This window comes from Nocardia arthritidis (assembly GCF_011801145.1).
GTDB lineage: Bacteria > Actinomycetota > Actinomycetes > Mycobacteriales > Mycobacteriaceae > Nocardia > Nocardia arthritidis_A.
Genome location: NZ_CP046172.1, coordinates 6939809 through 6952988, shown reverse-complemented (window position 1 = coordinate 6952988; position 13180 = coordinate 6939809). Strand labels below are relative to the sequence as shown.

Below are 13180 nucleotides of genomic sequence, written 5' to 3'. Positions count from 1 at the left end.
CTGAGCGCCTGTCGACCGGATAATCGACAGGCGCTCGGACGTTTTCGACAAGGCCGCGACCGGGCCGAGTCCGAACCACACTATGTGGTCGCTCCTTATACCACTATCCGTTCGGCGCGACCGATATCCACCGGACGCGGCGTGGTGGTGTGACTTTATAGATATTGCTATAGAGCAGATTTGTGGCAGATCGTGGTAAGTGGGGATGCCGGTAGATAACTGGGCCCATCGATCAGGAACCCTTGAATGGACACGATATTCGATAGCGTGCTGTGGGATTATCCGCCGGGACCGTCGGCTCCCCGGGTCGAGTTCGGCGGCCTACGCATGGTGTCGATGAGCGCAGGCCACGGCACGTCCGCGTCGCTGGAACCGGCCGAGTGGGTGCATAGCGGCGTCGAGTGCTGGTACCGCGTGCGAATTCCGTTGCGCGAGTCCGCGAGAGTTGCCGAGCCCCGCTGTGCGGCGATCGTCAGCTCGGTGCCGCGCGTCGGCTTACCGGTCTCGATGTGCTGGGACCCCGGGGAGGATGTGGTGATCGTCCGCTTCGCGCCGGAGCTGATGCGGAGTTATCTCCTGAGCAGGTTCGGCAGAATCCCGGCCGAACCGCTGTTGTTCTACCTCGAAGTCCTGATCGAGCACAGCGGGACGGAGTCGTGGCCGACGCTGGTTCGTCTGGTGATGACCACCCGAGCTGAGCGCCCGGAGTCCGGCACCGGGGGAGCGGAACGGTTGCTGACGGCTCATCTGATGCTCAGTCCGCCGCGCGATCGTCCGGCCGAACCGTCGAGACGGTCGATCACGATGGCGCCGAGGAGCATTCGGCGCGCCGCCGAACTCATCGAGAAGCACTCCGCCGAACCACTGACCATCGCGGACATCGCGGAGGCGGTCGGCGTCGGAACGCGGACAATTCAGGCCGGATTTCGCCGGTATCTGCACACCACGCCCATCGCGTACCTCCGCGAAATACGATTGCGGCGGGCACATTCCGTGCTGCTGGCCGCCGACGACCGCGTCACAACGGTTTCCGAGATCGCCACCGAGTGCGGCTTCGCTCATCTCGGCCGGTTCGCTACGCTGTATCGGCGGCGATACGGTGAGCCGCCATCCGCGACGTTGCGCCGCTGAAATCGGATACTGTTGTGCGCCATAGGAAGTCGGCGCATCAAGATCGTCTTCCGAACTGGGTGCGCATGCCGGATCCTGCGGTAGCCGCTCACTTACTCCTACGACGGCATTCGGGCCCGGATACCGCACAAACACGCGAGCGCGGTATCGGCAATCGCGTCGATGGCAACCCGATCGCTCAGGAGCGAATAGTGATTCGCTGATGTCCACCGCACCTGGACGTTGTCGCCGAGTCGCTCCCACCCGAGTGCGTCGCGGGTGCCGAAAAGGCCCCGATCGGGTCGCACTACGGTGATCGGACCCGATGTCGGTCGCGGCTGCCACATTCGACTCATGCGCACGTGGCGAAGCACATTGTCGACATAGGCGTGGAAGAGCTTCCGCAACCCCGGCAGCGTGGTTTCCGGTGGCAGCGCCTCGGCCGCCAACGCGGCGTCCAGTACGATCCGGAGTCCCGATTCACCGTCGGCGCGGACGAACAGCTGCGCGGGCAGGTCGAGCGCGCGACCGCTTCTCGCGCCCAGGTAGGACGCGAACCACGGCAGGATCAGCGCGAACGGCAATCGATCGCCGGCTGGCAGGTACGGCGGAACCGGTGCCACGCTGTCGAGCAGCAGCAGCCCGCGAGGTCGTTCACCGATCGGCAGGGCGGTGTACAACGCGTAAGCGATCACGCCGCCGAACGACCAGCCGGAAAGCAACCACATCGGCGCCGCGAACAGACCGCGGTTCGCCAGGGCCGCGCGGATCCGCTCGGCCACTTCGTCGACCGTGAGCGGGCATGGCCGCCCGGTGAGGGTGGCCATGCGGTGTTCCGGAATTCCGTCCAGATCCACCACGGTCAAGCTGATCCGGGGCGCCAGTTTTTGTGCGAGTCGCCGAAAGGAATTCGCCGGAAATCCGCCGGGCTGCACCAGCATCATCGGCGCTGTTGTCGGCGCTGGATGTCGACTTGTCGTGCGTGACGCGAAATCGCTTGTCAGCGGCAGGAGCAGATCGGTGGGCAGGTTCACCGTGCCTCCCGATCGCCGGCGAGGTACCGAGCCGGCTGGTCGATGGCGGCGGAGCCGAATTGATCGAACGGCTTGTCTGCGTCGATTTCCGACGGGTGCAGGTCCAATTGACGGGCAATCTCGTGGGTCGGCCGATCTCGTACTCGCGCCGTGGTGAGAGATGCTGCGTCGACGGCATCGCTTACGTCGAGTGCATTACTCATGGAGGCTCACCCCAATCGATATCTCGGGGCAAATCGAAACGGGACTTCCGGACCTGCACGATTTGCCGAACGCTGAGCCTCGGAGGGTGAAACCCGCGACAATATCGAGAATCGTCGAATGTAGGAGACGTGTAACTCACGCTATACCCGGGCAACTGCACAGGCAACGAATAAAGAGGCCGGAAATGTCCGAATAGCGGCCCGTAGTAAAGACATCGTGCTTACCGGATTCGATGGCCGATAGCGGAATGCGGACATGGAATGGGCGGTATGTGCGCAAAGAGCGGACATTCGATCGAGCCCGGCGAGCCGAAGACGGACATCGCACGGGCGGCCGACCGTATTGTCGCCCATCCGAAGGTCGGATAGATGACCTTCGTCACATCGGTGGCCGCCGACTTTCAAGCGGATTTCGGCAAACGCGCCCGCGATGTCCGCCGAGATGGGGCGGTCGAACGTGGCCGAGCCGACGGTGCGGCGGGCGTCGTGGTGAGCAGGGCGGTGATGGGGACCGCGAGGCCGAGCAGGCCGAGGACGAACACCGGGAAGAGGAACGAGAAGACGGCCATGCCGACGGGTGCCGGGAGCGCCGGATCGACTTCGACGCGGACGGCGGCCATACCGGTGTAATGCATGCCGACCACGGCGACACCCATGACGGCACCGCCGATCAAGCGCAGCGGCGTCGATTCGAGAATGAGGGTGAACAGCAGCGCGGCTGTCGCGGCGACGACGGCGATCAGCACAGAGAGGGCGACGAGCCGGGTGTCGTAGTGGATCCGCCCCTGGAATCGGATGGCCCGCATCCCGGTGTAGTGCATGAGGTTGACGGCCAGCCCGGTGATGAGGCCGCCGATGAGCAGTCGGCCTGCTCGCACCGTCGGGCCGAGTACGAGCAGCCCGATGAATACCGCGGAGATCGACAGTGCGGCCGAGCCGGCCGTCCACCAGAGGTCGTAGCGCAGCGCTACGCCCGGAACGGTGAAACCGAGCATCGCGATGAAGTGCATGAGCCAGATGCCCACCCCGCCGATCGAGATGGCGGCGATCAGCAGCCAACGGGTTCGGTGGGGGCCATCGCCCGCGGCGACCGCGCGGCGGGTGCAGGCGAGACCGGTGAAGGACCCGGCTACCGAGACCACATATGCCAGCAGCAGTAACCATCTGCCCATCGCGAAGTGGTGTATGTCGTGGTGCATCGGCGGACTCCTGTCACATCGGGTCAGTGGCGAGGCGGTTCAGTGCGTGTTGGGTAAGAGTGATGAGGGCGCGCTTGACGGATTCGCGGTCGCGCGCGTCGATTCGCAGAATCGGCACCTGGTTCGACACGGTGAGCGCCTCCCGGATGTCGCCGATGTCGACCTCGGGCGAGTCGGGGAAGACGTTCTCCGCGATGATGAACGGAAGTTCACGCATCTCGAAATAGTCGATGGCGGCGAAGCTTTCGTCGATTCGCCGCAGATCGACGAGTACGACGGCGCCGATCGCGCCGCGGATGATGTCGTCCCACATGAACCAGAAGCGGTGCTGGCCGGGCGTGCCGAACAGGTAGAGGGTGAGCTCGTCGGACATGGTGATCCGACCGAAATCCATGGCCACCGTGGTGGATTCCTTGCCCGGAAGTCCGGCGAGCGAATCGATTCCGGCGCTGGCCTCGGTGACCAGCGCCTCGGTGCGGACCGGCACGATTTCGGAGATGGCCCCGACGAAGGTGGTTTTGCCGGTGCCGAATCCGCCGGCCACGGCGATCTTGGTCGATCGGGCCGGGCCGGTGGGTCGCGGCCGGTCAGAGTGCGCGAAGACCACCGAGCGTCCTTTCCAACAGAGCGCGACGCTCGAACAGCGTGGCGTCGGCGGCCAGGGTGTCGTGTCGGCGCAGGATTCCGGCGAGGATCAGATCGGCGATGAGCACCCGGGTGACCCCGATGGGCAGCCCGATCGCGGTGGCGATCTCGGCGACCGACAGCGGGGTGTCGCACAGGTCGGCGATCGTGCCGGGCAATCCGCTCGTCGGACCGGCGGCGATGGTTTCGATCAGCGCCTCGAGCGGAAGGTCCACGGCCGCTTCGGTTCTGCCGCCGGTGACGGCATAGGGCCGCGCCAGGCGCGGTTCGTCGGGCGGGTGAGTCGATTCGTCGGTCACGGTCATCCACCGGCCGAGCGGGATCGTTCGGTCACCTGGAGCGCGGTACCGACGCTGTCGACCAGCAACGCCATGTCGTAGCCGACTTGGCCGATATCGCTGCCACCGGTGGTGAGCGTGGCGAGGAAGGCGCCGCTGCCCGCGCTCATCAGCAGGAGATAGCCGTACTGCATCTCGATGATCGATTGCTGCACGACACCACCGCCGAACAGGTTCGATACGCCGGTGGCGAGACTTGCCAGCCCTGCCGTGACGGCGGCGAGCCGGTCTGCCTGTTCGGTCGGCAGGTCCGCGCTCGCCGCGGTGATCAGTCCGTCGGCCGATACGACGGCGGCGTGCCGGACCGAGGGCACCTCGGCGACGAATTTGGTCAGCAGCCAGTCGAGGTCACGCACGGTGCTGTTCATCGGGTCTCCCTAGGGTCATCGGTAGTGGCCCCGGTCTGCTCGCGGGCTCGCTCGATACCGGATCGCAGCCCGGTGAGTCCGGCGCGAATCCGTTCGGGATCGCGGGTGGATGGCGCATCATCGGCGGCCGCGGAACCGGGGATCAGGCGGGCGCCGGGCTGGCGGATCGGCAGTCCGGCCGCGGTCGTCCGTTCGACCGGGTGGGATGCGGCCTGGCGCGCCGCATCCCACCCGGCGTCGGCGCTGGCCGATGACCACCGCGTGCTGCGGACTTCCGGCGGGACGTTCGGGTCGGCCAGCCATTCGGAGACGAGCCGCTGGTAGATCGGCGTCGGCTCGTTGTCGGAATCCTGTTGCGGCGCAACGGTATCCGATAGCCGGGCGGTAAAGAAGGCCGTGGTAGCGGCTGCGCGGGGCCGCGGTTCGCGGTGGTGGCGTGGTGGCGGTGGTTCCGTGGAATTCGTCGGAACGGCCTCGGGCGAGCTGACCGGGAATCCGTTCGCCCCGGGGCGCCTTTTGGGCAGGCGGGCGCCTGGGTGCCGGGCTGCGGTCGCCGGGCCGGGCGGGTCCGCCACTCGGGCCGAAGCCGTGGCCGCGATGGCGACCGGTGACGGAGCAGGCTGTGGTGTCCGCCGGGAGACGATCGCGGCGCCGATCTCCGGACCGGGTCGCGGAGCCGATTCGACCAGCGCCGCCGCGGGCACATGCACCCCGACGGTAATGCCGGTGCGATCGCCGACGCCACGGGTCGGCCGCAGTCGAACCGCGATATCGTGCCGGTGCGCCAGCCGCCCGACAACGAACAGGCCCATTCGCCGCGCGGTATCGGCGCTGATCGAACCGCCGGTCACCAGATCCCGGTTGATCTCGGCGATCTCGTCCGGCGCCATGCCGAGCCCGGCGTCGGCGATGTCGATGAGCACACCGCCATCGATCGCCGATGCGAGGGTCAGCCGTACCGGGCTGTCCGGTGGGGAGAAGCGCAGCGCGTTATCGAGTAGCTCGGCGAGGATGTGCGCGAGATCCGGCGCGATGGCACCGGCGACGGTGACGTCGAGTTCCCCGTTCGGCGCGACCCTTCGATACTCCTCGACCTCCGATATCGCGGCCTGGATCACCTCGGTCATGGTCACCGGGCCGGTCCGGTTGCGTCGCGCCGTGGTTCCGGCGAGCACCAGCAGGTTGTTGCCGTTTCGGCGCATGCGAGTCACCAGATGGTCCAGTCGGAACAGGCTGCGTAGCCGGGCCGGGTTCTCCTCGTCCCGCTCCAGTGCCTCGATCAAGCCCAGTTGCTGATCGATCAGCGCTTTGTTGCGGCGTGACAGCGTTTCGAACATATCGTTGACCTGGCGCCGGATCGTGGCCTGCTCGCCGGCCAGTTTGATGGCCTGGCGGTGCAGGTCGTCGATGGCTTCGCCGAGCTCGCCGAGCTCCTCGCCGGTGTTATGGGCAAGGCGTACCGGTGCGGGGAGCCGCGTATCCGGGTCCGCGGCCCGGATACGCGCGATCATCTTGGGCAGATCGTGGCGCGCCGCACGCAGCGCGCCGTCGCGCAGACGGCGGATCGGGATCACCAGCGATTGCGCGATCAGCAGGGCAACCGTGAGCGCGCCGAGCAGTGCCGCGATGACGATGGCGGTGTCGCGCAGTGCCGAGGTGCTGGACTCGGTGGCTCGATCAGTGATCCCTTGCCGCAGCGCCGCGGTGGCATCGGCCATGATCTGGCGGTAGCTCGCCTCGCCCGCGGTGAAGGTATCGGCGAGTGTGTCGATATCGGCGCCGTTGGACAGCGCGTCCAGCCGTGCCCGGTTGGCCCGCAGTGTCGTGTCGATCGGGCTCGAAGCGGGTTCCCCTGTGGCGAGTTCGCCGAGTGCGGTGGCTTCGACGCCGGCCGAGAAGACGAGCCGGGTTTGTGAATGCGGGCCACGGTCGGTGCCGGCCGAGAGGATTCGCTGACTCGCGAAGGCGCGGCGCGCGTCCCATGCGTCGACGAATCGGTCACTCAACCGGCTCAGATATTCCGATCCCGCTGTCGGTACGGCATCGGCTACCCCGCGCTGGAGTGTGGCGTTGATGGTGTCCACTCGATCGGCGATGTCGGCGGTGTGCGCGTCCGAGCTGAGTCGATCGGTGAGCATCCGGGCCGAGGCGATCGCATCGCCGAGCGGACCGGTGGCGCGGCCGAGATCGGCGATCTGATCGGCGAGCCGGTGCGCGGCATCGTCCACCCCTCGAGCGGATGCCGCCGGGTCGGTCCCGGCGATTCGGGTGGCGCCCAAGGCGTCGACCGCCGCGCCGAGGTCCACCGCCGCGGGCAGCACGCCGACATGGTCGGCGGTCGAGGTGAACCGCGCCGCGTCGGCCAATTGGGTCTGCACTCTGGCGGCCGCCAGCGTCGCCGCGACCAGCACCGGCAGTGCGAGCGCGGCGGCGATCTTCGTGCGCACCGGCCAGTGGGATAGCGACCACGCCCGGCGCCGTGTTGGTGCTGTATTCCTTCGCTTCGGCACGTTTACGTGGCCTCCTCGGGAATCCGTCATCATCCGGCGGCCACGTCTTCGAGTTCGAAAATCACGAGCTGTGTACCTGTTGCGATGTTCGTCAGCGTCTCGTCGAACGTGTGAGGCATCGGGATCACTTTATTGCGGCGAGTTCGCTACTGCATGGATTGATTTGATTGTGGCAGAAGTAGCGCAATGCGGAAGTGGTGAAACAGGCCGGTGAGTGCTATATCACAAGAGCTCGGATCCATGCTTATTCGATGGGTAAACGCTCGATTTTTCCGGATAGGCAAGCATCTGGCCAAGTGCGGCTGCGTATTTTGGATAAGTGCGGCGGCGAACGGATGGTTAAGATGATAGCTATTAAGTAGCTACGATTGTAATCGACCTTATTTTCGAGGTTTATATCACATAGATTATGGCCGATTTACCGAGTTGGGTATGTCGCCGAAAACGATCAGGCGCCGCTTTGTGCGATATCGGCTCGGGAACCCGAGTAGGCGGTCTTGTCGAGGAACGACTGCCGTCGCCTTGCGAAGTCGTACCGGTCGTCGAACACGCACTGCGCCATGGTGGCGAGCTCCTGAATCTCGTACGCATCCAGCGGTACTCGCGCGAAGTCCCGGCTCAGGCGGACACGCTTACGCCGCATGGTCGTATCCCACCGGCCGGGTTCCGCGTACTCGCGAGCGAACTCGGCGAGCCAGCCGTCGAAACCGGCTGCCGGGCCGATCTGATCGATGAGGCCGATCTCGTGCGCCGCCATCGCATCGATCGGTTCGCAGGCGATCAGCAACCGCCGCGCCGTCGCCGCGCCGACCCGTCGGGGCAACGTATAGGTGTGCAGCTCCGACCCTGTCAAACCCATTGTGGCGTAATGCGGGTCGAACACCGCACGATCGATGGCGACGACAACATCGGCCCCTAGCGGGAGCATCACCCCACCGGCGCCCGCCGACCCGGAGAATGCCCCGATTGTCAGCTGGGATCGACACATCAGGATCTCCCGGCACACCGTGTTGATGGCGCGAAGATTGCGCCAGGCCTCCCACGCCGGTCGCTTGTCGAGTTCGATCGCGCCGAGATGTAGGCCATTCGAGAACGGGGAGCCGGTCTGTCCGCGAAGTACCAGGACGCGGGTGTGCTGCCGGGCCGCGGCGCGGATGGCGGCGGCCAGCCTGTGGCACAGGCCGGTTGTCATCGCGCCGTTGTATGCCGTGAAGGTGATCGTGCCGACGGGCCCGTCTCGGTGGTAGGTGACATCGGGGCAGGACGAGTCCTGTAGCGCGGCACGGACGGGGACCGTGCTCAGCGGAATGCCCGCACGCGCCAGCGCTGCCGTCGCGGGCGCCTTATCTGAGAACCCATTCTCGAGCTCGACCCGTATGTGCCCGATCCAGATGCTTTCACCTGCGCCGCAAGCAATTTCGACCGCATGGTGGCGGCGGCCGAGCAACTGGCCCGGTTCGGCGCCGGACAAGCCGGCGCGGCCGGGGTGCGCGTCGAACAAGTACGCGGCGCGATCGGCGATCACCGACAGCACGCCGGGTGAACCGTCGGCCGCGCGAATTCGCCGCAGGATCGTCTCCGCTCCGTCCCACCAGGTGAAGGCGCGGTCCCGTTGGCGCATCAACGGTCGTGCGGTAGCGTGTGCCACCGGTCGATACGCGACAGCCTGGTCGATCGGCCGGAACGCCGGATCGCCCACTTTGCCGGCGGTTTCCAGGGCGCACTCCACCGCCGCGTCCGCGACGACGGAGTTGTATATATCCGATTTCCGTGCTTCGGGCAGGGTGAACGTCCGCCAGGCCCAGATCGGACCCGCATCCAACTCGGCCACCGCGCCGAGCGCGGTAACACCCCCGATCGATTCCGCACGACTGATGGCCCAATCCAAGCTCGAGCCACCACGGTCGCCCACTGGACCCGGATGGATCACCACGGTCGGAATTCTGTCGTAGATCGCTTGTGGAATGCGCTTGGTCAGATACGGGCACAGGATCAGATCCGGCACCGACTCTCGAACGGCGGCGTGCATGTCCGTGCCGTCGTTCACGACGGCGGTTCGCACCGAATGGCCCGCGCGCCGCAAAGCCAGGGCTATTCGCTTTGTCAGGCCGTTCTCGGCGTCGCTGAGAAGCAGGATATTTTGGTGCATAGCGACCTCTCCGCCGGCGATTCGCCGAAATAAGTTGCGAATGAGATGGCGGCCGTCGCCTGATTGCCCCGGACTTGATCCGGGGAATGGGGGCCTCGGTGGCCGAGAGTAGCCGCACCAAGGGTTCGTGTCAGGTTCTGCCGCTATCGACCGAGCGATAGCTGAATGATTGCTAGCGATCTGCTCGACGACCTCCGCGGCAGCACCGAAGTCGAGGTTGGACCTGCCTCGTTCGTGGGCAGCCGCAGACAGGCGCGCGTTCGGGAGCATGGTGCCCGCTACGGGTACTGGCGGGCTGGAAGTGTGCGGACGTCCGGCCTCGGGTACGCCCTTGGTGGCGTGGAGCGGCTGTGTTCCGATGCGAACAGGTAGCGACCCGCGCTGGCCCGATCCGGCCGTTCCATGCATTATTCAAGTGCATTGAGTTGTGGCTCAACATTCTTGGTATGCGATATTTCGAAGAGGTGGCCGACCCGGTCAAAGAATGGTAGATGCGGTCACCGGAGGCCATTTGTTAACTTTTGCGTGCTGCCCGGTTAACCGGATTACTCCGAAGCCTTGGCATTGCCACAGCACATTTCAGTCGGCTCATTCTCGAAGGTGAGCTGGGCAACAGTGATTTATGAAGTATGTCCGATTGACGCGAGAACTATCACGGCCTACGCTACCGGGGTAACGGCCGAGGTGGACTTCACAAACTCGGCAACCATGTCATACCGGATCATAGCGCAGCGCGGGCCCCGCTCGAACTGTGCAATCGATTATGCCCAGTGTAGGTGATTAATTCGCAACAGCTCATTTGTTTTGTCAGCACACACGAGGACATCGACAGCGAGGTCATTTCTATGTTTACACCGACGAAAGCTCCTGGCAGCGGCGGCGGTTCCGAATCGCGCCGCGCCGGCGTCGTGGGTGTGGGGTCGACCATCGGTACGGCGAATACCGTCGCCGCATCGGTAACCGCCGATGCCCGACCGGCGGCGCGTTCCCTGGCCACCTCGCTTCGGCTCGATCCGCACGGTCATATCCGTTCCGGCTCCATCAACGAATTCGGCTCCGAGCCGGGTCGATACCCGAGCCCGTTGCCGCTAGGTCCGTCCAAGCCGTCACTGTCGGACCCGATCGGGCTCTTGGATCGGCTCGCGATGCACCGGACCCGTGCGGCCTCCGGTTCGGCAACAATTCCCACCGGCCTGGACCAGGCTCCGGCCGGTGCTCCGATTGTGAGGGGCTACCGATGGAATGTGCTCCGGTGAGGTCGAGTGCTGTCACCTTTCGGCAGTTCGAATACTTTGTCGGCGTCGTGCAGTTGGGCTCGATGTCCGCTGCCGCCAGGAAATTCGGCGTCAGCCCGTCCGCGATGTCACAGCAGATGGGTGTGCTCGAGGATTCGCTCGGCCACAAGCTGTTCGGTGCGGGGGCGCGACGATCGGGTTTGACAAAGTTCGGCAGAGAATTCTACAAGCACGCCTCGAACATTCTCGATTCGGTGGATCAGGCGATTTCCATCGGGGAGCAGTTTCCCGACGGCATGATCACCGTCGGCACGACTCCGACCCTTGCCAACAAAATGTTGCCGTCGCTGATCCAGCGAATGCCACATCGGCGAGGGGTGAACGCTATCGAGATCCGGTCGTTCTGCGATATGCGGGCATTGAGCAGCGCGCTGGACAGCGGCGCTGTCGATCTGGCGCTCGGTCCGCTCCGTCGTTCGTCGGCGAAGTTCGTCCACGTCATCGGTGACGAGGAGCTGGTCGTGGCGTGCCCGCCGAACCAGGAGGGTCGCCTGCGTGGATCCTGGGACCGACTCGCCGAGATGCCGTGGATCAGATGCGCGCCCAGCTCCGATATCACCGACCTCGTCGATCGTGAGGCACGCCGGGCGGGTGTGCGGATCCGCTACGCGGTCACCGCGCCGGACGTGACCGCGGCACTGAACCTGGTGGCGCACCGAGTCGGCGTCGCCCTGGTCCCGCTGATGTCACTCAGCGAATCGTCGCGAGCCGTCACCGCCATTCGATTGGAATCCCCGCTCCAGCGCAGCATCCTGGCGCACGCCACGGAAATGACGCCGACGGTCGAAGAACTGATGCGCATCCTCACCGAAGCCGTCCTGCCCAGACCAGTCGAACCCACCCGCCTGTGCGCGGTCTGAAAGGAAAAGGCTTTCGTATGAGACTCCGAGCGTGCAGGCGAGTCGCGGCCGCCGCCTTGGCAACCGTTGCCGTCGCGACATCGTTGACGATCGACGATGCCGTGGCGACCGCTGATCCGATCATCACAACCCGGCAACTGCTCGGGTCACCGATCACCGCCGACGGTTCGAAGATCGTCGAGGGTGTCATCCGCAGCGGCAACAGCCTCGGCCTGCTGATCTATTCCGCCGCGATGGACAAGCAGATCACCGTCGAGGTCCAGCGCCCAGCGGATGCCTCGGTTCCGCGCCCAACGCTGTACTTGCTCAACGGCGCAGGCGGCGGCACGGATCTGGCGACGTGGCGACGCAATACCGATGTCGGTGAGTTCCTCGCGGATAAGAATGTCAACGTGGTCCAGCCGGTGGGTGGCGCCTGGAGCTACTACACCGACTGGCTCCGGGATGACCCGAAATTGGGTCGCAACAGGTGGAAAACCTTCTTCCTCGAGGAACTGCCGCCACTGATCGATGCCGCCTTGGGCACCAACGGAGTCAACGCCATCGCCGGTCTATCCATGGCAGGCACCTCTGTGCTCGCATTGGCGGAAGCTCGACCGGGCCTCTACCGGAGCGTGGCGTCTTACAGCGGTTGCGCACAAACCAGCGATCCGTTGGGAAAGCGAGCAGTGCGGATGGCGGTCGATATCTGGGGCGGCGGAAATTCCGCCAACATGTGGGGCGCCGATGACAACCCGCTGTGGTCCGAAAACGACCCTTATCTGCACGCGGACAAGCTGCGCGGCGTGAATCTGTTCATCTCGTCCGGCACCGGCATCCCCGGACCCTACGATCGGATCGACGATCCGCACCTGATCACGCCCGGGCCCGCTGCGCTGCTGACTCAAATACTGCTCGGCGGCGTCATCGAGGCGAGCACCAATATGTGCACGCACAACCTGCAAAACCGATTGAACCAACTCGGAATACCCGCGACCTACGACTTCACGCCGACCGGAACACATTCGTGGGGCTATTGGCAGGATGCCTTCAAGAAATCCTGGCCGGTGCTGGCCGATGGCCTCGACATCCACCGAGGTTGAGGCAGTGAGTCATTCCGGGTAGCGGATCGGCCGGTGGCCCGAGCCGGCGACACGCCGGAAGTGGTTGGGGTGCAATGAGAAAGCGCGGAACCCTGGGTCGGGAGGTGGTCCTGATCATCCTGTGCCGGTCGATCCGGAATCGTCACTCGACACTTGACGTGGCGGGAGCGGGGTGGTCAGTGCTGGCTGACAGGGACGTCGAGGGGCTCACAACGACCGGGCAACCGTCGGCGCGAAAACCCTGGCTCTGTCGCCGGAGATCATTTGCCACTGTGCGGCGGGTAGGAAGAATTTGGTACTTCCGCACATGGCGTTCATAACCGAAGTCGCGGTACCGTCACGGAGTGATGGATGGACGGACGGATGGAGATTATGGACGCCTCTGGC

Annotated in this window: 11 protein-coding genes; 3 read left to right on the top strand and 8 right to left on the bottom strand. The window is 65.2% G+C overall.

What is annotated here, in order from left to right; all coding sequences use genetic code 11:
• Positions 1 to 246: 246 nt before the first annotated feature.
• The gene (locus F5544_RS31365; RefSeq protein WP_167476524.1) at positions 247 to 1131 is read left to right on the top strand and encodes a helix-turn-helix domain-containing protein; all 885 of its coding nucleotides are present in this window, start codon (positions 247 to 249) and stop codon (positions 1129 to 1131) included.
• Positions 1132 to 1229: 98 nt separating this feature from the next.
• Here F5544_RS31365 and F5544_RS31360 read toward each other — a convergent pair whose 3' ends face one another.
• The 8 genes from F5544_RS31360 to F5544_RS31325 form a co-directional block, all read right to left on the bottom strand.
• A complete protein-coding gene (locus F5544_RS31360) occupies positions 1230 to 2144 on the bottom strand; it encodes a thioesterase domain-containing protein (RefSeq protein ID WP_167476523.1) in 915 nt (304 codons plus the stop codon).
• Positions 2141 to 2347, bottom strand: a complete 207-nt coding sequence (locus F5544_RS31355; protein ID WP_167476522.1) for a hypothetical protein — start codon at positions 2345 to 2347, stop codon at positions 2141 to 2143. The genes F5544_RS31360 and F5544_RS31355 overlap by 4 nt, the downstream gene beginning before the upstream one ends.
• Before the next feature lie 401 nt (positions 2348 to 2748).
• Complete coding sequence (locus tag F5544_RS31350) at positions 2749 to 3546, bottom strand: MHYT domain-containing protein (protein ID WP_167476521.1); 798 nt, start codon at positions 3544 to 3546, stop codon at positions 2749 to 2751.
• A 13-nt stretch (positions 3547 to 3559) separates the two neighbouring features.
• Positions 3560 to 4153: a GTP-binding protein gene (locus tag F5544_RS31345; RefSeq protein WP_167476520.1), complete on the bottom strand. Its 594-nt coding sequence runs from the start codon at positions 4151 to 4153 to the stop codon at positions 3560 to 3562.
• Positions 4134 to 4490 carry a DUF742 domain-containing protein gene (locus tag F5544_RS31340; RefSeq protein ID WP_238846760.1) on the bottom strand — a complete coding sequence of 119 codons (357 nt, stop codon included), beginning with the start codon at positions 4488 to 4490 and terminating at the stop codon, positions 4134 to 4136. The genes F5544_RS31345 and F5544_RS31340 overlap by 20 nt, the downstream gene beginning before the upstream one ends.
• Positions 4491 to 4492: 2 nt before the next feature.
• Complete coding sequence (locus tag F5544_RS31335; protein WP_167476518.1) at positions 4493 to 4897, bottom strand: roadblock/LC7 domain-containing protein; 405 nt, start codon at positions 4895 to 4897, stop codon at positions 4493 to 4495.
• Positions 4894 to 7344: an ATP-binding protein gene (locus F5544_RS31330; protein WP_167476517.1), complete on the bottom strand. Its 2451-nt coding sequence runs from the start codon at positions 7342 to 7344 to the stop codon at positions 4894 to 4896. Before F5544_RS31330 ends, F5544_RS31335 begins: the two co-directional genes overlap by 4 nt.
• A 511-nt stretch (positions 7345 to 7855) precedes the next feature.
• A complete protein-coding gene (locus tag F5544_RS31325) occupies positions 7856 to 9556 on the bottom strand; it encodes an enoyl-CoA hydratase-related protein (protein WP_167476516.1) in 1701 nt (566 codons plus the stop codon).
• Between the two features lie 1252 nt (positions 9557 to 10808).
• On the opposite strand from F5544_RS31325, the gene F5544_RS31320 reads away from it, so the two are divergent.
• Complete coding sequence (locus tag F5544_RS31320; protein ID WP_167476515.1) at positions 10809 to 11711, top strand: LysR family transcriptional regulator; 903 nt, start codon at positions 10809 to 10811, stop codon at positions 11709 to 11711.
• A gap of 17 nt (positions 11712 to 11728) precedes the next feature.
• Positions 11729 to 12793, top strand: a complete 1065-nt coding sequence (locus F5544_RS31315) for an alpha/beta hydrolase (protein WP_167476514.1) — start codon at positions 11729 to 11731, stop codon at positions 12791 to 12793.
• Positions 12794 to 13180: the final 387 nt, after the last annotated feature.

What these genes read in the sequence shown, in the direction of transcription:
- F5544_RS31365 (WP_167476524.1), top strand. Translation starts at nt 247, where the DNA reads ATGGACACGATATTCGATAGCGTGCTGTGGGATTATCCGCCGGGACCG.
- F5544_RS31355 (WP_167476522.1), bottom strand. Translation starts at nt 2,347, where the DNA reads ATGAGTAATGCACTCGACGTAAGCGATGCCGTCGACGCAGCATCTCTC.
- F5544_RS31350 (WP_167476521.1), bottom strand. Translation starts at nt 3,546, where the DNA reads ATGCACCACGACATACACCACTTCGCGATGGGCAGATGGTTACTGCTG.
- F5544_RS31335 (WP_167476518.1), bottom strand. Translation starts at nt 4,897, where the DNA reads ATGAACAGCACCGTGCGTGACCTCGACTGGCTGCTGACCAAATTCGTC.
- F5544_RS31325 (WP_167476516.1), bottom strand. Translation starts at nt 9,556, where the DNA reads ATGCACCAAAATATCCTGCTTCTCAGCGACGCCGAGAACGGCCTGACA.
- F5544_RS31315 (WP_167476514.1), top strand. Translation starts at nt 11,729, where the DNA reads ATGAGACTCCGAGCGTGCAGGCGAGTCGCGGCCGCCGCCTTGGCAACC.